This is a genomic window from Myroides sp. C6-3 (assembly GCF_050522425.1).
Taxonomy (GTDB): Bacteria; Bacteroidota; Bacteroidia; order Flavobacteriales; family Flavobacteriaceae; genus Flavobacterium.
This window is the reverse complement of the sequence record NZ_JBMVQP010000003.1, coordinates 127,038-148,329: the sequence shown is the minus strand read 5'-3', so window position 1 is coordinate 148,329 and position 21,292 is coordinate 127,038. Positions and strand designations below refer to the sequence as shown.

At 36.3% G+C, this 21,292-nt stretch carries 14 protein-coding genes; 12 read left to right on the top strand and 2 right to left on the bottom strand.

Annotated features, from left to right (window positions below):
- Nucleotides 1-21: 21 nt before the first annotated feature.
- Nucleotides 22-1,113, bottom strand: a complete 1,092-nt coding sequence (locus tag ACPDG9_RS02560; RefSeq protein WP_430526243.1) for a helix-turn-helix domain-containing protein — start codon at nucleotides 1,111-1,113, stop codon at nucleotides 22-24.
- 466 nt (nucleotides 1,114-1,579) lie between these two features.
- Here ACPDG9_RS02560 and ACPDG9_RS02555 point away from each other — a divergent pair, with 466 nt between their 5' ends.
- Together ACPDG9_RS02555 and ACPDG9_RS02550 are read left to right on the top strand one after the other, a co-directional pair.
- Complete coding sequence (locus ACPDG9_RS02555) at nucleotides 1,580-2,392, top strand: hypothetical protein (RefSeq protein ID WP_430526242.1); 813 nt, start codon at nucleotides 1,580-1,582, stop codon at nucleotides 2,390-2,392.
- A gap of 60 nt (nucleotides 2,393-2,452) precedes the next feature.
- Nucleotides 2,453-3,469 carry a hypothetical protein gene (locus ACPDG9_RS02550; RefSeq protein ID WP_430526241.1) on the top strand — a complete coding sequence of 339 codons (1,017 nt, stop codon included), beginning with the start codon at nucleotides 2,453-2,455 and terminating at the stop codon, nucleotides 3,467-3,469.
- A 59-nt stretch (nucleotides 3,470-3,528) separates the two neighbouring features.
- Here ACPDG9_RS02550 and ACPDG9_RS02545 read toward each other — a convergent pair whose 3' ends face one another.
- On the bottom strand, nucleotides 3,529-5,301 hold the full coding sequence (locus ACPDG9_RS02545; RefSeq protein ID WP_430526240.1) for a helix-turn-helix domain-containing protein: 1,773 nt from the start codon (nucleotides 5,299-5,301) through the stop codon (nucleotides 3,529-3,531).
- A 332-nt stretch (nucleotides 5,302-5,633) separates the two neighbouring features.
- On the opposite strand from ACPDG9_RS02545, the gene ACPDG9_RS02540 reads away from it, so the two are divergent.
- From ACPDG9_RS02540 to ACPDG9_RS02495, 10 genes are all read left to right on the top strand, one after another.
- On the top strand, nucleotides 5,634-6,215 hold the full coding sequence (locus tag ACPDG9_RS02540; RefSeq protein WP_430526239.1) for a hypothetical protein: 582 nt from the start codon (nucleotides 5,634-5,636) through the stop codon (nucleotides 6,213-6,215).
- Nucleotides 6,216-6,735: 520 nt separating this feature from the next.
- Nucleotides 6,736-8,526, top strand: a complete 1,791-nt coding sequence (gene uvrC / locus ACPDG9_RS02535; protein WP_430526238.1) for an excinuclease ABC subunit UvrC — start codon at nucleotides 6,736-6,738, stop codon at nucleotides 8,524-8,526.
- 26 nt (nucleotides 8,527-8,552) lie between these two features.
- Complete coding sequence (locus tag ACPDG9_RS02530) at nucleotides 8,553-10,781, top strand: patatin-like phospholipase family protein (protein ID WP_430526237.1); 2,229 nt, start codon at nucleotides 8,553-8,555, stop codon at nucleotides 10,779-10,781.
- Between the two features lie 219 nt (nucleotides 10,782-11,000).
- Nucleotides 11,001-12,161, top strand: coding sequence for a homogentisate 1,2-dioxygenase (locus ACPDG9_RS02525; protein WP_430526236.1), 1,161 nt, complete (start codon nucleotides 11,001-11,003; stop codon nucleotides 12,159-12,161).
- A gap of 44 nt (nucleotides 12,162-12,205) precedes the next feature.
- The gene (hppD, locus tag ACPDG9_RS02520; protein ID WP_430526235.1) at nucleotides 12,206-13,366 is read left to right on the top strand and encodes a 4-hydroxyphenylpyruvate dioxygenase; all 1,161 of its coding nucleotides are present in this window, start codon (nucleotides 12,206-12,208) and stop codon (nucleotides 13,364-13,366) included.
- Nucleotides 13,367-13,623: 257 nt separating this feature from the next.
- Nucleotides 13,624-14,400 (top strand): DUF3108 domain-containing protein, encoded by a 777-nt coding sequence (locus ACPDG9_RS02515; RefSeq protein ID WP_430526234.1) that lies wholly within the window; start codon nucleotides 13,624-13,626, stop codon nucleotides 14,398-14,400.
- 57 nt (nucleotides 14,401-14,457) lie between these two features.
- Nucleotides 14,458-15,333 (top strand): tryptophan 2,3-dioxygenase family protein, encoded by an 876-nt coding sequence (locus ACPDG9_RS02510; RefSeq protein WP_430526265.1) that lies wholly within the window; start codon nucleotides 14,458-14,460, stop codon nucleotides 15,331-15,333.
- Nucleotides 15,334-15,369: 36 nt separating this feature from the next.
- Nucleotides 15,370-16,593, top strand: coding sequence for a peptidoglycan DD-metalloendopeptidase family protein (locus ACPDG9_RS02505; protein WP_430526264.1), 1,224 nt, complete (start codon nucleotides 15,370-15,372; stop codon nucleotides 16,591-16,593).
- An 18-nt stretch (nucleotides 16,594-16,611) separates the two neighbouring features.
- On the top strand, nucleotides 16,612-18,234 hold the full coding sequence (gene pgi, locus ACPDG9_RS02500; protein WP_430526233.1) for a glucose-6-phosphate isomerase: 1,623 nt from the start codon (nucleotides 16,612-16,614) through the stop codon (nucleotides 18,232-18,234).
- Nucleotides 18,235-18,340: 106 nt separating this feature from the next.
- Nucleotides 18,341-21,175, top strand: a complete 2,835-nt coding sequence (locus tag ACPDG9_RS02495; protein WP_430526232.1) for a TonB-dependent receptor — start codon at nucleotides 18,341-18,343, stop codon at nucleotides 21,173-21,175.
- Nucleotides 21,176-21,292: the final 117 nt, after the last annotated feature.

Genomic DNA, 21,292 nt, shown 5'->3' with positions numbered 1-21,292 from the left:
TGAATTTCATCGCTTTATTTTTTAGGCTTCTGGTTGTTTTTGATCTATATCTTTAAAATCTTCATCTTGTTTGCGCATTTTGATGAAATCTGTCACGGATAGCTTGGTGATTTCTTTAAAGGCTGTGGATAAACCTTTGGCACTACCAAAACCAAATTTATGCGCTAATCCCGTCAAATTGAGTTCATAAAGTTTAGGATCATGCGTTAGTTCATACATTGCGTGTTGAATGCGAAGCTGCTTGAGATAGTTTGGAAAACTGATCTGTTTTTCTTCGTTGAAGAATTTAGATAACGTATTGCGATTCGTACCCAATTGACGAGCGAGTTCGTCTAGGGTTATTTTTTGTAGGTACCTTTTTGACTCTTCAAAATAGGCTAATTTTTTATGAAGTACAGATGACAACGTAATCAATTGCTCCGTCTTTATCGATTCAGTTAACGAAATATTGAATTCTGATGCTTGTTGACTCTTGTTCCAATCCTCTTTATAGGGATGATACAATTCCCGTATGACCTGTTTATAGCGCTTCTGCATATTTTGTCGTCTCTTTTTGAGATAAAGTACGCCCCCAATAACAATCAAAAAAAGAAGATAGGCTAGACTGTTTAATTCCTTGATCCAAAATGGACTAGAAAAAAGTTCCTGTTCGAGTTTTCGTTTAGATGGTTTTTGTCTATTGATATCTAAATAGGTGTGAATGTAGGAACGGAGTTGGTCGTTGGTTTGGTGTAATTTGGATAATATATCCATCAAAAGCTTGGGATAATGTAGCGCTTTCTCGACATCTTTTTTGTCTTTTGCGTTTGGTACGTATTGTAGAAGGCTATCCGCGGACTTGCTTTTCGTTTCATAGAAGCTAGGCAAAAGCGTTTTTTTGCGGTATGCATTGATAATGGCTTTTACTAGGTTCTCTTCTTTCGCCTTTTGCAGGTAGTTTTCAATGCAAATAGATTGATCAACTGAATTAAGGAGATCATTTGTGACGCAAAAAAGTAATTCTTGCTTCGACCAATGTTTAAAAATAGATTCGTTACACAAAGAGGAAGCCGCAATCCCGAGAAAACTTGAAAAAAGGAAAAAGGATAAAAATAAACGTTTTTTTAATAACATTGTGCGAGTTTTTTGATTTTTTAAAGAAATTCCCCCTCCTAAATTCTCATTTTGACAATTCTTCTTTTATGGAACAATTTGTATGCCAGCGTGACAATTATTCCTTACTTCCTTTAATCCTATTTCTAATAAATTGATACTAAGTATTTTGTTAAATGGTTCGATGTTGATTGACAAATGGTTCGATGTGCATCGAACAAAACCTTGTTCTTTTTTGTGCATCGAGTTAAGTTTGTTTGAAAGGTTTTGAAAAAATCTTTTGTTTAGTAATAGTAGTCCGGAATACTATTGAGAAACAAATAAAGTAATGTAGTAATCAATAGATTTATCGTAAGGGATGGAATCTATAAAAATGTTTAAAAAATGAAAAAAACAAAATTTTTTTTTACTGCCGTTTATTTTTGCTTTTGTAGTTGTATCATGTGACAAAGAGAATGACTCGGTAATTAATACCGTAACACAAGAGATGAATAGTACTGAAGTTGTTGATGTCAATGCCTATGCGCAACTAACAACTCAATACCTTGTATCTGTTGAAAATGATACAACTCCACCAGATCTTTCAGCTCCTCTTAAGTTTTGGGGGAAACTGTGGAGAGGTGTGAAGCAGTTTCTAAATGCAGATGGTGATGCGATGTTGAAACAATATCAGGAATCTCCAAGTCTCCCCATAACTTTGATAATAGGTGTTGCTTCTTCTATTGATGAGGTTACGAAACAGGAAAAGATAACGATAGACTTGGGATTGCCTGATTTACAGGTATTAGAAGAGGTGAAGCATGTTGGAAATAAATTCGATGTAATTGGATATAACCATTATGTTGTTGTGAATAATATCTTAAATGATATGGATCAATACAGCGCTATTAGTGACGTAGAGGCACGTGATGAGGCTATAGTAAAAAGAATAAAAAAAGAGGTTGCAATCTTGTATCCTGATGCTCAAATTATGGAGGATGTAGTAGATTATCCTGCTTTCTACAACTCTTTAAAACTGCAACCAGGAGAGAGCTATACGGAAGGCACAGCCTATTATGATCGCGTGTTTTCTTCTAATGGAACAAAGGCAGATCCTGCATTTGTTCAGATTTTACAGCTATATGCTAGTTCTTATGAAGCGGTAAAAGAAGGTTATATTGATTCTTTTGTAGCCTATTCTAAAACGATGGAGCAAGCAGTACAAGAGGATAAGAATCTGACAACGGATGTGAAAGAAACGTTGCTTATTGGAATGGCAACGTATCGTTATGGTATCAAATACTATAGTAATTTAAACTAATAAATATTAAAACCCAAAGAGAAAGGTGAAATTTCTCTTTGGGTTTGAAAAGTAGAATAGATGAGAGTAATTCTAAGTATATGGTGTTTTTTATTTTTAATAATAGGAAATTCTTTTGGACAAACGATTATTCAAGATTGTAGTACACAACAATTCGTTGCTGATGTTGTGGTTTATGACTCCCAAACGAATACCATAATCGGTGTTTCGGATGCACATGGTGCAATAGAATTAAGTGAAGATATCGTAGATGTTACCCTAGTGCATCCAACCTATGGGAATATTAAAACGGTGAGGCAAGAGGTGATTTGTATCGATCAATCGTTAAATACTATCGTGATTGAAATGCGATTTGACGCCAAAGAAGAGTTGTTGGATATTCTTCAAAAGACTTATGATCAGTATCGCGTTGATCCGTATGACAAACAGCTGTTTTCCTATACGGGAACTATCTATGAAAACAACAACCAAGGAGAGTTGCTAATACAAGAAAAAGGAGGATTCAACAAAAATTCAACTTTTTATGATACTTCTTTATTTGTATCTGATCGCTTAGCAGATTTTTACGATACTATGGAGATAGTGTCTTTTCTTCCTTTAATAGCAAAAGATAAAAGTTACTTTTTTTTTAACAACAAAAAACATTTCAACGGTTTGATTAAAAAAGTTAAAGCAGCAAAGGTCAATAAGATCAATACAGATTATTTTGTTTATGATGCTACTGGAGTTAATTATTGGCAGTTTGAGATCGATCCTATGGATAAACGGGTTGTGCGTTTTGTTAACTCAAAAGTAGAGCTGCTTTCTTCTGATGGCAAAAGAAAAAGCCCTATAATGCAGCGTTTGATAGAGGTCCGTTATAACCTAGTTGACAATAAATTGGAGCAGCGATTAAACTTATTCGAATTGTACAAATCAAGCCGTTCAGAACTGTCATTGGCAAAATATTTGACTATTAACAGCGTTGGTCCACAGGCTGTACCATTTGAAAAGAGTTATTCTTATTTTGAATATCATAGACTTGGTATGCGAGGAGCAAAAAAAGTTAGAGATTTAGTTATTGATAAACAGAAATAGAACTTATTTCTAAACTGTATATTGATAGAAAAAAGCGATGAATTTCATCGCTTTATTTTTTAGGCTTCTGGTTGTTTTTGATCTATATCTTTAAAATCTTCATCTTGTTTGCGCATTTTGATGAAATCTGTCACGGATAGCTTGGTGATTTCTTTAAAGGCAGTGGAAAAGCTCTTTGAATTTCCAAAACCAAATTCATCGGCTAAACCATTGAGGTTGAGTAAATGAAGTTTGGGGTTATACGTCAATTCTCGTACTGCATGTTGAATTCGAAGTTGTTTGAGGTAATCCGAAAAGTTGATGTTCTTTTCCTCGTTGAAAAATTTAGAAAGTGTATTGCGATTCGTTCCAAACTGACGAGCCAGTTCATCCTGTGTTATCTTTTGCAAGAACCCTTTTTTACCTTCAAAATCCTCCAGTTTTTTGCTGAGTACTTGCATAGTACTCAACGGCTGATTGACTTCAGTGTTGCCAATAGAAATGGGGTTTGCTGCAGGTTCTTCGAGGTGTTCTACAAGGTGAACTATTTCTTGAGGGGAACGATAAACCAGATGTTTGTACTGTAGTTGAAGCTTTTGCTGCTTCTTTTGGTAGTAGATAAGACCAAGGAGTACAACAAGTATGAGTACAGTTACCACACCATATAACCCTTTTATTTTAGATTTACTTCTAGATAATTCATACTCTAATTTTTTCTGTGATGCCTCTAGTTTTTTAGTGTCTAAATGCATATGCATAAAAGAACTCAATTTGCTGTTCTTCTTGTGTAATTCAGACGATAGTCCCATCAATAATTTGGTGTAATGTAACTCCTTTTCTAAATTTTTCTTGCCTTGGTAGTAGGTAATTAAGTAATCGAAAGCTTCACTGAGCTCTATATTGGCAAAGTTAGTTTCTTGGTATAGCTTTTCTATTCTTTCAAAATAAGGTAGCGCTTGTTCCGGTTGATTGGTTTCCCACGCATTTTTTCCTAGATACAGATAGATTAAATGTTCATTGGCAAAATCACCATTCGTTTGAATAGGAGCCAATGATTTTGTTAGTAGAGAATCAGAGGTCGCATATTGCTTTAAACGATGGTTGTACATGCCATTGATCAAATCAAAGTACGCGCTTTCTAAGACTTTGTCTTTAGAAGTAAGGCGATTAATCGCTTGATAGCCCTCTTCTAATAAAATTTGAATGGTGTCGTTTTTTTGTTGGCGAAAATGGGTTTTGCTTAAAGAAAATACATTGGTGATATAACCTCTAAGGTTGTTATACGCATTGCTTGTATCGTTGAGCTTACTTTGGTAGTACAACAGCGCTTCTTTGGTCGATTTTTCCGATTTTTCATACTCTTCCAAATGGTAGTAAATGGAACCTATCGAACTTTTTACTTTATTGAGGGTGTATTCATCTTGTGATTTTTGTAAATAATCTTCTGCTTTTAATCCATATTCTAAGGCTGTCTTATAGTTTTTGTTCAGATAGGCAACATAACTTTTTATATTATAGGCAGAGCCTACGGCTTTTATATCATTTAGTGTTTGGGTATACGTGAGTAAACTATCCGCATATAGTATTTGTTGATCATATTCCTTCTCTTGAAAAACTTTTTTGCGATAACCAACGATAATCGCTTCCGGCACTTGTTCTCTTTTTGCTTTTTGAAGGTAGTATTCTAAGTAAATTTCCTTTTCAGCAGGGCTTAATAAATCCGAATTAATGCTGAAAAGTAAATCAGATAAAGACCATTTTTTATAATCTGCGTTGTTTTTAGCAGATACATTAGAGCAAAAGCCTCCACTAAGAGTTACAAAAAAAAGAATCAAGAGTTTTTTTAAAAACATTTTGTAAGGTTTTAAAAGTGTTTTTTTTAAAGGTAATGTTTTTTTGTGTTTTATAAAACACTGATGGTCAGTGTTTTTTACAAATTTTCCATTAAACTTACAAATTTTCCACTTGGCTAATTTGCGAGATTTAACTTATTTAAAATCAGGCATTTTACAAAAAACACCTTTCTTATTTACAATCCTTCCCTTGTATATATAGGGAAAACTTGTGCTTTTTGATCAAACCCTCTAAGTTTGCTTTTGAAATCACAACAGGTCAAATACATTTCTAGTTGTTAAATGATTTAATTCAATAAAAAAGAACGAACATTAATTTAAAAGGCAAAACTATGAAAAAGATTTATATATGCGCAGTATTGGGATTGTTGTTTGCTTCATGTAGTACAGATGAAGGAAAAAGTGAAGTAGGACAACAAGCAATGGAGGTGCAAAATGGCACACAAGCAAATTGGGGTAGTGTAATTTCTGCTATTGAAAATGCAAGCAGTGTGTATAGCGAATATGTTTCGACTAAAGACATGATCAGTAAAGTTGAAGGAAAAGCATGGGCAAATCCAAATTTTGCGGGTCTAGTGACTAATGCATATGTAACGCCTACAGAGCAAGAAGTAACGAAAATAATGACTTCAGATGCAGAACAGTTGATTAAAGATACGAATTATTCAGCTACAGTGAAAATGTATATGAAGCAGTTGTTGGTGACAAATCAAGCTTGGACGGTTAGCCCAGAAGCAAATCCATCCTTAAAAGCGAGAGAGGTTAAAATGCTCAATTTTATAAAGGAAATCAATGATCCGGATGATGAGTGGAATGGAAGAAAAACTTTAGCGTTTGTTCATGGATTTCAAAAAGATGAAGCAAGTGCAGTTGTATTTGCAGTATTGTCCCATCAATATAAAAAAATTAAATAAGATAAAACGTGTTGTTTCTATATAGCTGGCAATCCGGAATGCAAAGGAGCAAACCGGAATGCTGGTCGGAAATAAGTAAAAAGATACACTAGAAAAAGGGTATGCAAAAATGAAGTAAAACACATAATCCATATGGATTATATCCTTAGAAAGTAAAGACAGTAATGGAACTTATAATTACCTATCGGTTTAAAATATTTGCAGTGTTATTGCTACTATGGGCAGGGATGAACTTTTGGGTATTTCCTCCTGCTTGGTTTTGGGTTGCCATTGTTTGTATGGTTCTGGTTTTGGGGATCAGTATTAAGTTGTTTAAGGCTAAACCTTGATTTTAATACGATAGACCAGCCTATAAATACTTCGGCGAAAAATAGTTAGCTTTATCTTTTTAGACAGATAAAAATAGAGGAGTTATATCCATTATAATTGATTAATTTAAATGGGAAAAAGCGATGAATTTTCATCGCTTTTTTGTTCTCATCTATTTAAACTTTAATTTTGTTGCTTAATCATGGAGTAGATGCAAATAAAAGAAGAGTTAGCGTTACAAATTCAAACCTTACCGGATCAACCAGGTGTATATCAATATTTTGATAAAGAAGGTAAAATTTTGTATGTCGGTAAGGCTAAAAACCTCAAGAAGAGAGTTAGCTCGTATTTCAACAAAATTCACGACAACGCCAAAACGAATGTCTTAGTGAAGAAGATTGTCAAAATCAAGCACATTGTTGTGCCAACAGAGACCGATGCACTACTGCTAGAAAACAATCTGATTAAGCAACTCCAACCGCGATATAATGTCTTGCTTAAAGACGACAAATCTTATCCTTGGATTTGTATTAAGAAAGAACCCTTCCCTCGTGTTTTTACTACGCGTCGCATGGTAAAAGACGGTTCAGAATACTACGGACCTTACACCAGTACCAAAACGGTGAGTACTTTATTAGAGTTGATTAAAGAACTCTATGCCATTCGCAGCTGTAGCTTAGATCTCACACAGCAAAATATTCGCAGCGAAAAGTTTAAAGTGTGCTTGGAATATCATATTGGCAATTGCGGTGGACCTTGCGAAGAACATGAATCCGTTCAACAATACGAGAAGAAAATTACCGAAATACGCGATATCTTAAAAGGTAACTTCAAAGAAAGTCTCAAGGGATTTAAAACCTATATGCTTGAATTGGCTGCTGCCATGCGTTTTGAAGAAGCGCAGCAAGTCAAAGAGAAAATTGAATTGCTTGAAAATTATCAAGCAAAATCGACGATTGTGAACCCTAAAATTGGAAATGTAGATGTGTTTTCTATCCTTTCGGATGAATCAACTGCTTATGTCAATTTCTTACAAGTGTCGTATGGTGCGATTATTCGCTCCCACAATTTAGAGTTGAAAAAGAAACTAGAAGAAACAGATGCCGAATTACTTGAATTGGCCATTGTAGAGATTAGAAGTCGATTTGAATTACTGACCAAAGAAGTGTTGACGCCCTTTGAAGTGGATTTGGGAGAACATATTAAAGTTACTGTTCCTAAGATGGGGGATAAAAAGGCCTTGTTAGATTTGTCTGAGCGCAACGCGAAGTTCTATCGCATGGATCAGATGAAGCAAATGAAAATCGTTGATCCCGATCGCCATGTGAAGCGAATCATGCAACAGATGATGAAGGACCTACGATTGCCTACAGAACCCAGACATATTGAGTGTTTTGACAACTCCAATATTCAAGGAACCAATCCTGTGGCGGCTTGTGTTGTGTTCAAAGATGGTAAGCCTAGTAAAAAAGATTATCGCCATTTTAATGTTAAAACAGTGGAAGGCCCCAATGACTTTGCTTCCATGCAAGAGATTGTGTTTAGAAGATACAAGCGTTTACTAGAGGAGAAAGAAGCATTGCCTGATCTGATTGTCATTGACGGTGGAAAAGGACAGTTAGGGGTCGCTCTAAAGAGCTTAGAAGATTTGGGCTTGAGGGGTAAAATACCCATTATTAGTTTGGCAGAGCGCTTGGAGGAAATCTTTTATCCTGGCGATAGCTATCCTTTGTATTTAGATAAGCGATCAGAAACGATGAAAGTTATTATTCACCTTCGGGATGAGGCACACCGTTTTGGGTTGACATTCCACCGCAATCAGCGCAGTAAAAATGCAATTAGCAGTCAATTGGATGAAGTGCCAGGTATTGGTGAAAAAACAAAAACCAAGTTGCTTAATCACTTTAAATCCGTGAAGCGAATTAAGGAAGCGCCTGTAACAGAGGTAGAAAGTATAATTGGAAAAGCAAAAACCAAAGTTTTATTGGAACATTTGAAGTAAATTAGTAGCATTAAAAGAGGATAACTATGCGCAGCATTATCGTATTATTAGCAATGACCTTGATTACTGGGAGTAGTTTTGCTCAGCAGGAAGAACGCCCAAAAGTTGGTGTTGTATTGAGTGGAGGTGGTGCAAAAGGACTGGCTCATATTGGTGTTCTAAAAGTATTAGAAGAACAAGGAGTACAGGTAGACTACATTACAGGAACGAGTATGGGGGCCATTGTTGGTGGATTGTACGCTTCGGGTTATACCGCTGCGGAACTAGATTCTATCTTCAGCAGTATTGATGCAACAGCGCTAATTCGCGATTATATTCCACGTGTGTCAAAGTCTTTCTACGAAAAGAAAAACGACGAGATTTATGCGTTGACTTTGCCTTTTGATAAGTTTAAAATTGGGTTGCCCAAAGCATTCTCTAGGGGAATGTACAATTACAACTTGATGAATAAGTTACTCGCTCATGTGAGACACGTGCGAGATTTTAACGAGTTGAATATCCCTTTTTTGTGCATTGCGACTAATATTGAAACGGGTAAGCCGGTCTTGATTGATTCGGGTTATTTACCACAAGCTATTTTGGCTAGTGGTGCGTTTCCCTCTTTGTTTGCGCCCGTTGTTATTGACGACAAACACTTAATCGATGGTGGAATTGTCAACAACTATCCCATTGATGAATTGCGCGCACTTGGTGCGGATATTGTCATCGGAGTAGATGTGCAGGATGGGCTTAAAACAATGGAAGATATCAATGGAGCAGCTGATGTACTCCTTCAAATCTCCAACTATTCCACCATTAACCAGATGAAGAACAAGGTGGATATGACTGATATTTATATCAAACCCGATATTTCAGGTTATACGGTTATTTCCTTTGAAGAAGGAAAGGCTATTATCGAAAGAGGAGTAGAAGCAGCTCAGGTAAAACTCGACGAAATAAAGAAGATTGGGGGTAGAAAGGATGTGTTACAAAAGCAATTCGTGCCGAAATACAAAGAAGACCTGTATGTTAATTCTATTGATATTAATGGATTAACGCGATATACAAGACGCTATGTTCACGGAAAATTAGGTTTTAAACCGGAGAGTTCTATTTCTTTTGACGATTTAGAAAAGGGAATAGATCAGTTGAACGCAACAGACAACTTTAGCAGTATTTCGTATCGCTTTGATCAAAATGGAGATGGGGATGAGCTGGTGTTGGATATCGTTGAAAATCCGATTAAGCGTTACTTAAAGTTGGGGGTTCACTATGATGGATTGTATAAATCTGCTGCCTTGGTTAACGTGACGCAGAAAAATCTATTGATGAAAAGTGATGTTGCGTCTTTAGATGTGGCTGTAGGGGATAATGTGCGTTACAATTTTAATTATTTTGTTGATAATGGTTTCTATTGGAGTGTGGGAATCAATTCTAAATTCAATCAATTTAGCAGTGATTTGCGCTTTAAAATGCTAGCAGATAACGATCGCTTCGAATTGCCACCAGAAATTGATCTATCGAGTTTACCTGCTAAGTTTAATGTCGATTATAAAGATGTAGAAAACCGATTGGTATTTCAGACTTTTTATCAACAGAAATTCCTGTTGACTGTCGGGTTAGAACATCGTTATTTTGATATTAAGAGCAATACGTTATCGGTAAATGAAAGTGTTTTTGATCGCTCGACTTATTTAGGAGGGTTTGCCAACTTTACGTTTGATACCTACGACAATAAGTACTTTCCACGCAAGGGATTTATGTTCAAAGGGGAGTATAAAAACTACTTTTATTCGTCAGATTATCTCAGTAATTTCCAAAATTTCTCCACCATTACCGGACAGGTTGGGTATGCTAAACGATTGACAGATAAGTTGTACGTCGATTTGCGTTCGCGTATGGGGGCAACTATTGGCAATACCCCATCTATAGGATTCATGTATTTCTTAGGGGGCTATGGATTTGCAGAACGCGATAATATCATTCCATTTTTGGGGTATGACTTGTTGAGTATTACTGGCAATTCGTATATCACTGGGTCGTTGAATTTGGACTATGAGATAGTTAAAAAGCACCATATAAATTTTACGGCTAATTTTGCTAATGTAGGAGAAGATATCTTTTCTGGATCAGATTGGTTGTTCAAGTCTAAGTATTCAGGTTATGCCATCGGATACGGAATGCAAACGATGATTGGACCTATAGAAGTGAAGTACGGATATTCTCCAGATACGGGGAGTAGCTACACTTCTTTCTCTGTTGGGTTTTGGTTTTAATTAAGATTTAAAGGGGGCTAACAGGCTGTGTTTTACCAATACACAAATAAAATTTGGTTATAAAGTTGGATATATCAATTTTATGTCGATATTTGTGATATTATGAACATACAATGGGACGGTTTATTGGCTTATATTAAGTTTCTGATCAAGAGAAATCCTGAATGAGAGACTTTTACTTATATTATTTTTTTACCAACCTTAAAACTATAAGTAATTATGCCTTTATATCATCGCTTAGGGAGTATTCCCCCTAAACGTCATACGATTTTCCGCAAGGAGAACGGTGACTTATATTATGAACAATTGTTTGGTACAGTTGGATTTGACGGTATGTCAACGAATATGTACCATGTACACCGACCAACACAGGTGAAAGAAATACGAAAACAGTATTCTGTCGCACCTAAAATTGCGAAAGCAAATAACATTCAATCTTACCGACTGAGAGGTTTCCAAGTAGAACCCGAAAATGATTTTTTAGAAAGCCGAAAAGCAGTTTTGACCAATAGTGACTGTACCATTGTATTAGCGGCTCCTAAACAATCAATGGAGGATTATTTCTATAAGAATACCGATTCAGATGAGTTGATTTTTATCCACAAGGGCTCAGGAACACTGCGAACTTTTTTAGGAAATTTAACCTTTAAATACGGAGATTATTTAGTGATTCCAAGGGGAATGATCTATAAAATGGACTTCGATACCGAAGATAACCGTTTGTTTATCGTTGAATCTAAACACCCTTTTTATACGCCTAAACGCTATAGAAACTGGTTTGGTCAGTTGATGGAGCACTCTCCTTTCTGTGAAAGAGATATCCGTCGTCCTGAAAATCTAGAAACCTATGACGAAAAGGGGGATTTCTTAATCAAGTTGAGAAAACAAGATGAAATCTTCGAGATGGTGTATGCAACCCATCCTTTTGATGTCGTGGGATATGATGGATACAACTATCCTTATGCGTTTTCTATTCACGATTTTGAACCGATTACGGGACGTATTCACCAACCACCACCAGTGCATCAAACATTCGAAACGGCAGGTTTCGTCGTTTGTTCTTTTGTTCCGCGACTTTATGACTATCATCCTGACGCAATTCCAGCACCTTACAACCACAGTAACATCGACAGTGATGAGGTATTGTATTATGTCGATGGAGATTTTATGAGCCGAAATGATATCGCACCTGGACATATTTCGTTGCACCCTGCTGGAATTCCACACGGACCGCATCCAGGAGCTGCAGAGCGCTCTATCGGTAAAACAGTAACGGAAGAATTAGCTGTTATGGTTGATACATTTAAACCGCTGATGGTTACGGAAGAAGCAATGAAAATTGCAGACGATAAATACTACCAATCGTGGTTAGAAGAATAGCAAAAGAAAAGTAAATAAAAATAAACAACAATAAAAACTATATTATGAGTAAAGAAGTAAAGTCGGTTGAATTTGGCTTAGAAAAGATATTTGAAGGAGCACAAGATTTCTTACCTCTATTAGGAACAGATTACGTAGAATTTATCGTGGGTAACGCTAAACAAGCTGCTCATTTCTACAAAACAGCTTTCGGATTCCAATCTTTAGCGTATGCTGGATTAGAAACAGGAGTAAAAGACAGAGCATCTTATGTTTTAGTACAAGATAAAATTCGCATCGTTTTAACTACACCATTAACAGCAGAGTCTGAATTGAATAACCACATCGTACAACACGGTGATGGAATTAAAGTAGTTGCACTTTGGGTAGAGGACGCTCGCAAAGCATATGAAGAAACAACAAGCCGTGGTGCAAAATCATACATGGAGCCTGTTGTTGAAAAAGACGAATTCGGCGAAACAGTACGCGCAGGTATTTATACGTATGGAGAAACGGTACACATGTTCGTAGAAAGAAAGAACTACAACGGTGTGTTCTTGCCTGGTTTCGTTAAATGGGAAAGCGAATACAATCCAAAACCAGTTGGTTTGAAATACGTGGATCACATGGTAGGAAACGTGGGATGGAATGAAATGAATACATGGGTAAAATGGTACGAAGATGTAATGGGATTCGTAAACTTCTTATCGTTTGATGACAAACAAATTAACACAGAGTATTCTGCTTTGATGAGTAAGGTAATGTCAAACGGTAACGGACGTATTAAATTCCCGATCAACGAACCTGCTGAAGGAGCGAAAAGATCGCAAGTAGAAGAGTATTTAGATTTCTATAATGGTCCTGGAGTTCAACATATTGCTGTTGCAACAGATGATATCATCAAAACAGTTGGGGAAATGAGAGCAAGAGGAGTTGAATTCTTGTCTGCTCCACCGCAAGCATACTATGATGCAATCCCTGGCCGTTTAGGTGTGCACATGGATATGATGAAAGAAGATATTAAAGAGCTTCAAAAATTGAGTATCTTAGTTGATGCAGATGAAGAAGGATACTTATTGCAAATCTTTACTAAACCAGTAGAAGATCGTCCAACTTTATTCTTCGAAATTATTCAAAGAATGGGTGCAAGAGGATTCGGTGCAGGTAACTTTAAGGCGCTTTTTGAATCAATTGAGCGTGAGCAAGAGTTAAGAGGTACGCTATAATCTGAGTTAAGGATATCTTAAAAACACTCATTTTTAGGACGTTGTCGTTAAAGTGAGGTTAAAAGATATAAGATATATGAATAATCAATAAAAAACTGTACATTTGCACTCGCAAAAATAGAGATGTCATAAGCTTTATTTGAGTGTAATAAATTTTTCATAATTTATAGTTTTTTGGTTGGTTAATAGCATAAAAACTCAGTCAATTATTTGACTGGGTTTTTTTGTTTGTTATTTTTGAATAAAATTAGCCGACTATGAAAAAAGTTTTATTTGTTTTTTATACCTTCCTATGTTGTGTGACTCTTTCGGTTGCACAGACTAAACCACAAGCATTTAAAGCAGGTGAGTACTTGAAGTTCAGAGTGTCGTATGGTATTTTGAATGCAGGTATTGCTGAAATGCAACTGTCTGAAGTGACCTATAAAGGTCAAACGATGTATCATGCCAAGGGAATTGGCTATACTACCGGACTTTCCAAAGTGTTTTTTAAAGTTTATGATGACTATCAAAGTTATTTTGAAAAAGGACAAGTTGTGCCTCATCGTTTTATTCGAAAAATCGATGAAGGAGGTTACACCAAAGACCAAGAAGGCTTTTTTAATTATGCCAAAAATAACGTCTTAGTCAAAGATTACGAAAAGAATAAAGAAACGACGTATCCTATTGTAGCCAATGTACAGGATATCGTCTCTGCTTTCTACTATTTGAGAAATAATCCCAAATTGGATCACCTAAAGAAAAATGAAGCTGTTGAAATCGATATGTTTTTTGATGGCGAAGTTTTCCGTTTTAAACTGTTGTATTTAGGAACAACAGAATTAAAGACTAAATTTGGAAAAATTAAAGCCTTAACCTTCAGACCCTACGTAATGGCTGGGCGTGTTTTTAAAGAAAAAGAGAGTTTAACTGTTTGGGTATCAGCAGACGCTAATAAAGTGCCTTTGCGAATTAAAGCCAGTTTAGCTGTTGGATCTTTGAAAGCGGACTTAGAAGAATACCAGGGGTTAGTTTCAACTCTAAAACAAGAATAGACAATGAATGATTTAACCAATCAACATATAAAAAGCTTAGAAGAAAAGTTTACTAAAATGGGACAAAATCCCAACGTTCACTTAGAAGGATTAGTGTATGCTAAGCCACTGACTTATTGGGATTATATTCAAACAGATGCCTTGCTCGGTTTGCAGATTCAACGTACCTTGTATCCGGATGAGATGGTGTTTATTATGTACCATCAAGTGAATGAATTATTGTTTAAGATGATCCTATGGGAGATTGAACAATTAGCTGCAACAGCGCAAATTGAGGTGGATGTATTTACAGATAAATTGATGAGAATTAGCCGATATTTTGATATGTTGACTAATTCTTTTAGCATTATGGGTGACGGAATGAATGTAGATCAGTACAACAAGTTCCGCAATACACTAGCACCAGCGAGCGGTTTTCAAAGTGCACAATATCGCTTGATTGAATTTGGCTCTACGGATTGGAAGAATTTAATCGATAAACGCTTTATTCACGAAATAACAGAAAATATTTCGGAAGAAGATGCGTTAGAGTTTATGTATTGGCAAGCGGCTGGGAAAAATTATCAGACTGGTGAAAAGACCTATTTGCTGGGAGAGTTTGAAAGAAAATACAGTCAAACTTTTGTTAAAGCAATGAAAGATTATGAAAAAACAAATTTATGGCAGAAATTTGTTGAACTTCCCAAAGAAGCAAAGGAGTGTCCAGAATTAATTCAGGCCATGAGACACTACGATTATACCGTGAATGTGACTTGGGTAATAGGGCACTACAAAACAGCGCTGAAATACTTGGAAAGTACTGGTGTTACCAAGGAAGCAACAGGAGGAAGTGATTGGAAGAAATACATGTTGCCAGAATATCAAAAGAGAATTTTCTTCCCTGCCCTATGGTCGGAAGAAGAAAAACAGAATTGGGGAAAAGGATTGGTTTAAAATTGAAAAAAAGAAGGTTTGAAGTATAATATTTTTATGTTGTTAACAGGGCTACTTCTTTTTTCTTCTTGTAAAAAAGAAGCGGAAATAGAAGTAAGTGAGGATGCTGAACAAGAAACGGTAGAGGAAATAGTGGCTGAATTATATGGGTTTAATTTGAAAGATTATGTCGTAAAAGAGGATACGATTCGGTCTGGAGATAACCTAGGTAAGATTTTTGGCAACTACAACCTCAATGCTTCTGATGTTCACAACATTGTTACCAAAGTAAAAGATACGATTAATGTTAGAGGTATACGTGCCGGTCAACCGTACACGTTGATTAAATATAAAGATAATCCAGATAAATTGGCTGCTTTTGTCTATCACCCCAATATTTCAGGTTATCAAGTAATTGACTTACGTGATACCATTACGGCTTATACCATGACCTATCCTGTTACCATCCGCAGAAGAACCGTTGCTTCGACTATTGATGGCTCTCTTTCGATCAGTTTGAGTAAGGAAGGGGTGGATCAATCACTTGCAACGCGTATGTCTCAGATATTCGCTTGGTCAATCGACTTTTTTAAATTACAACCAGAAGATCGCTTCGCTGTTACAATTGAAGAAAAATACATCAATGATACGGTTTATGTAGGTATTTCTAAAGTGGAGGCAGCGTATTTTAATTATAGAGGAAAGGATTTGTATTCTTTCCCATACCAAAGACCTGGTGCGAAGGGAAAAGACTATTATGATGAGCTTGGACGTCCAATGAAAAGTATGTTCTTAAAAGCACCATTGAAATTTTTTCGAATCACGTCGAGATATACTAAAAGTAGATTCCATCCTGTTCAGAAAAAATGGAAATCACACAACGGAACGGATTATGCAGCACCTAGTGGTACACCTATTATGACAACAGCTTCTGGAGTTGTAGAACGTACAGGTTATACTGCTGGAAATGGAAACTACGTCAAAGTAAAACACAACGGTACCTACTCAACTCAATATTTGCATATGTCTAAGATTCTCGTTCGAAAAGGACAATATGTGGATCAAGGACAAACGATCGGATTGGTTGGAAGTACTGGGTTAGCAACGGGACCGCACGTGTGTTATCGATTTTGGAAAAACGGGGTTCAGGTAGATCCATTAGGACAAGTTTTACCGAATTCGGAACCAATGGATAAAAAGGATATTCCTGCTTATAAAGAATACATCCAACCCTTGAAAGAGGAATTGGACGCAATGATAAAAGAAAAATTTAATCAATAATAGCTGTTTTAAGTCAAAATGTTACACACAATTGATCCTACTAGTACTGCTGCATGGGGTAAACTACTCGAGCACTTTGAGCAAATGAAGTTTATTAAAATGCAAGACCTCTTTAGAGAGGATCCTAGTAGAGGGAATTCACTCAATATTCAGTTTGATGATTTTTTACTTGATTACTCTAAAAACAAGATCACCAAAGAAACGTTAACTTACCTAATTGAATTAGGGGAAGAGGTGAAGTTAAAACAAGCAATTGAAGCCTTGTTTACGGGAAGCAAGTTAAATAAGACAGAAAATAGAGCCGTATTGCATACGGCTTTACGCGATTTTACCCCTAACGCCTCTATCGTGGTTGATGGAGTAAATGTTTTGGATGAAATACACCAAACTAGAAGTCGCATGCAAGGTTTTGTAACCCAGGTAATTGATGGAACCTATACCTCTAGTGCAGGCCAGCCATTTACGGATGTAATTAATATTGGAATCGGAGGATCTGATCTTGGACCTAAAATGGTGGTACAAGGACTTGAAAATTACCGCAATCACCTAAATACACATTTTATTTCTAATGTAGACGATGATTATTTATATGCGGTATTGGATAAATTAAATCCTGAAACAACCTTGGTGTTACTTGTTTCTAAAACATTTACTACGCAAGAAACTGTTTTAAATGCCGATAAAGTCGTTCAATGGTTGTCGGCTAAAATGGAAAAAGAAGCAATAAGCACACATCTAGTTGGTGTAACGGCAGAGATTGATCGCGCAATCGCCTACGGGGTGAAGAGTGAAAATGTTTTCCCTATGTGGGACTATGTTGGAGGGCGCTTCTCTTTATGGAGTTCTGTTGGTTTGTCTATTGCTTTAGCTATTGGCTATCCTAATTTTGAGCGATTATTGAAGGGAGCAAATAAGATGGATGAACATTTTAGAACGGCTTCTTTCGAAAATAATATACCTGTCGTTTGCGCGCTACTAAGTGTATGGTATAATAATTTCTATGGATATGAGACAGAGGCAGTCGTTCCGTATAGTCAATTTTTAGAAAAATTCCCTGCTCATTTACAGCAAATGATTATGGAAAGCAATGGAAAAGATAAGAACCGAGAAGGAGTTTCCATTCCATATGAGACAGGAACGTTGATTTGGGGAGAAGTTGGGGTATCTGCGCAACACGCTTTTTTTCAGTTGTTTCATCAAGGGACTAAAATTGTTCCTGTTGATTTTATCGGTTTCGTTCAGCCCTTTTCGCCTAAAGACAGCAACCACAATATCTTGATGTCTAACTTTTTTGGGCAAACTGAAGCGTTGTTAAATGGAAAAGAAGCAACTCAAGAAGGGGAAAACGAAGATCCGTTGATTCAAAATTTCAGAGAATTTACAGGAAATAAACCCTCAAATACGCTTTTGATCGATAAATTAACACCAGAATCACTAGGCGCACTTGTTGCTTTGTATGAACACAAGACTTTTATACAAGGTGTGATTTGGAATATTTACAGTTTTGACCAATTTGGTGTAGAGTATGGCAAGGTATTGGCAAAAAATATTCAGGAGGAAATTATTTCGAATAATGTACTGAAACACGATAGTTCTACAGCGTTTTTGCTGAATTATTACTTGCGAAATAAAAGCGTTTAGAATTCAATAAATTGGGTCGCACGTTAAAATTAATAATTTCGTAACATTTAAGGTGTATCTTTTTGTACATTTGCGGTGAAATTAATTTATCACTTACACTTACAAAATGAGAAACTTGAAGAACTGGATGTTGTTTATCGTAATGGTGATTACGTCAACATCTGCATTTTCACAAAACAAAGTAAAGGGTACGGTTATCGACGGTGAGCTTAATATGAGTTTACCTGGTGCAACTGTATTGGTTAAGGGAACACAAAATGGAACATCTACGGATGCAAATGGAGTGTTTACTTTAAATGTAACAGGCGATAAAGGAGAAGTTGTTATCTCTTTTATTGGCTATCAGTCTAAAACAGTAGCTTTCAAAGTTGATGCAAACCAAGTTGCAAACATTGGAAATATCGTTTTAAACCCAGACGAAAACATGTTAGCGGATATCGTTATCATGGGAGTTGCGGACGTTGCTAAAGACCGTAAAACTCCAGTAGCTGTATCTACAATTAAAGCAGCTGAGATTCAAGAAAAATTGGGATCTCAAGAATTTCCTGAAATCTTAAACACAACACCTTCAGTGTATGCATCTAAAGGTGGTGGAGGGTATGGAGACTCGAATATTAATATTCGTGGATTCGACCAAAGAAACGTTGCTGTATTAATTAACGGTATGCCTGTTAATGATATGGAAGGCGGAGCTGTATACTGGTCAAACTGGGCTGGTTTATCAGACGTGACTTCTGCGATGCAAGTTCAACGTGGTTTAGGTTCTTCTAAGATTGCGATTTCATCTGTGGGAGGAACTATTAACGTGTTAACACGTACTTCTGATGCGCGCGAAGGTGGAACAATATCTGCGGGTGTAGGTACAGGTGATTACTTCAAAGGATTAGCCTCATATAATACAGGTGTATTAGAGAATGGTTTGTCTGCTTCGGTATTATTAGGTTATACTAGAGGAAATGGATATGTTGAAGGTACAGGATTTGAAGGGTATAACTATTACTTAGGTTTAGGGTATAAATCAAAAGATTCTCGCCACAATGTTCAATTCACATTCACTGGGGCTAAACAAGACCACGATCAACGTTCTACTTCAGTTTCTATCGAAAATATCCAAAAATGGAATGATGGAAAAATGAACAAGAGATTCAACCCTGATACTGGATTCTATAACGGAGAGCGTTTTAACTTCAAATCGAATTACTACAATAAACCAGTAATGTCGATTAACTATGACTTTAATATCAACGAAACTTGGACTTTAGGGGCTGTGTTTTACGGATCTTGGGGTCGCGGTGGTGGAACTGGAACGATCGGAGGTGGACCAAACGGTTACAGAGACTTTGGTACGGAAGTTAGAGATGCTAATGGGCATGTTCGTTTCGACGATATCGCTGCTTGGAATAGAGGTGAAAAAATTGCAGATTGGGGGAATACTGGAAATCCTTTAGTTGATAATCCTAATAACCCAGGTCAACAAGGTCATTATGTAATGGCTTATGATTCAAGAAATAAAAGTAGAGGTGGTTGGGCACGTCGTTCAAGTATTAACTCACATGACTGGTACGGAACGGTAATCAACATGAATGCTAAAGTAAATGAAAATTGGACCGTTGATTTTGGTTTAGATGGACGTATTTATAAAGGGTACCACTACCAATTATTAGACAATTTGTTAGGTGCTGACGGATATTATGTAAATAATAATAAAAATAACGGAGGTCAACATTATGTAGTTGGTCAAACGTATGAAGCTAAAGCTACAATGAACCCATGGGTAAATTGGAACAATAGAGAAAAAGTAGGATACCACAATGACGGAAACGTAAAATGGTTAGGAGGATTTGGACAAGTTGAATATTCTAAAGATGATCTTTCAGTTTTCGTTCAAGGAGCAATCTCTAACCAATGGATGCAACGTGTAGATTATTTCAACTATGATCGTTCTACTGAAGCTGGAGCTAAAGCATACAAAACAGACTGGGAAAGTATTCTAGGTGGAAGTATTAAAGGGGGAGCAAATTACAACATCAATGAAAATCACAATGTTTTTGTGAACTCTGGTTATTTCTCTCGTCAACCATTTATGAATAATGGAGTGTATTTGAACAATACCAATACATTGAACCCTAATCTTACAAATGAGAAAGTTTTAGGATTTGAGGCAGGATATGGATATAGAAGTCATAAATTAAGAGCTAACTTAAACTTATACAGAACATCTTGGAAAGATAGAGTAACTCGTGCTACAGGTCGATTCGATACAGCAGAGATTGGTTCTAATGGAAAACCAGTTCAAGTTAACGGTTATGCTACTTTAGTAGGTGTTGAGCAAATCCACTCGGGTATGGAAATGGACTTCATTTACTACCCTGTAGATAAATTAACCTTAACGGGATCTTTCTCTTGGGGTGATTGGAAATATGCATCAAATGTAACAGGTTCTTATTACAATCAAGAAACAAATGAGCCGATTTATGTAGAGCCAGGAAACCCTGCATCAGGATTTAAAACGCATACGTTGTATATTGATGGAGCAAAAGTTGGTGGAGCACCACAGTTGATCGTAAACTTAGGAGCGAGCTACGAAATCGTGAAAGGATTAAAAATCGATGGTAACTACAGATTCAATGATAATTTCTACGGATCTTTAGCAATTGATAAAGCAGATAAAGAAGGTAAAAGCGGTTCAATGAAATTACCTGCATTTAACTTATGGGATGCTGGATTATCTTACCGTATGGAAGTTGGTAAAGCAAAACAAAATGCTTTAACAATGCGTTTCAACGTGAATAACTTATTCGATACGACTTATATTTCTTCTGCAAGAACAAATATTGAAGCAACTCCAGAAAGTACAACTTGGAAAGGTGTTGATGTTCGTAACGAGGTGATGTTAGGAGCTGGTAGAACTTGGAACTTTACAATGAGATTTAATTTTTAGTAAATTTTCTAAATGATAATATAAAAGGATGGTTAGCAATAACCATCCTTTTTTTGTTGGATGTTTTTCTATTTTTTTGTAAGTTGTTTTTCACAGTGAATTAAAAGTAGAGTCAGT

Bases quoted from the DNA above. Each gene is read 5' to 3' on its own strand.
- ACPDG9_RS02515 (WP_430526234.1), top strand. From the start codon at position 13,624: ATGAAAAAAGTTTTATTTGTTTTTTATACCTTCCTATGTTGTGTGACT.
- ACPDG9_RS02540 (WP_430526239.1), top strand. From the start codon at position 5,634: ATGAAAAAGATTTATATATGCGCAGTATTGGGATTGTTGTTTGCTTCA.
- ACPDG9_RS02560 (WP_430526243.1), bottom strand. From the start codon at position 1,113: ATGTTATTAAAAAAACGTTTATTTTTATCCTTTTTCCTTTTTTCAAGT.
- ACPDG9_RS02545 (WP_430526240.1), bottom strand. From the start codon at position 5,301: ATGTTTTTAAAAAAACTCTTGATTCTTTTTTTTGTAACTCTTAGTGGA.
- hppD (WP_430526235.1), top strand. From the start codon at position 12,206: ATGAGTAAAGAAGTAAAGTCGGTTGAATTTGGCTTAGAAAAGATATTT.
- ACPDG9_RS02505 (WP_430526264.1), top strand. From the start codon at position 15,370: ATGTTGTTAACAGGGCTACTTCTTTTTTCTTCTTGTAAAAAAGAAGCG.
- ACPDG9_RS02555 (WP_430526242.1), top strand. From the start codon at position 1,580: ATGAATAGTACTGAAGTTGTTGATGTCAATGCCTATGCGCAACTAACA.
- ACPDG9_RS02550 (WP_430526241.1), top strand. From the start codon at position 2,453: ATGAGAGTAATTCTAAGTATATGGTGTTTTTTATTTTTAATAATAGGA.
- uvrC (WP_430526238.1), top strand. From the start codon at position 6,736: ATGCAAATAAAAGAAGAGTTAGCGTTACAAATTCAAACCTTACCGGAT.
- pgi (WP_430526233.1), top strand. From the start codon at position 16,612: ATGTTACACACAATTGATCCTACTAGTACTGCTGCATGGGGTAAACTA.
- ACPDG9_RS02495 (WP_430526232.1), top strand. From the start codon at position 18,341: ATGAGAAACTTGAAGAACTGGATGTTGTTTATCGTAATGGTGATTACG.
- ACPDG9_RS02530 (WP_430526237.1), top strand. From the start codon at position 8,553: ATGCGCAGCATTATCGTATTATTAGCAATGACCTTGATTACTGGGAGT.
- ACPDG9_RS02525 (WP_430526236.1), top strand. From the start codon at position 11,001: ATGCCTTTATATCATCGCTTAGGGAGTATTCCCCCTAAACGTCATACG.
- ACPDG9_RS02510 (WP_430526265.1), top strand. From the start codon at position 14,458: ATGGGACAAAATCCCAACGTTCACTTAGAAGGATTAGTGTATGCTAAG.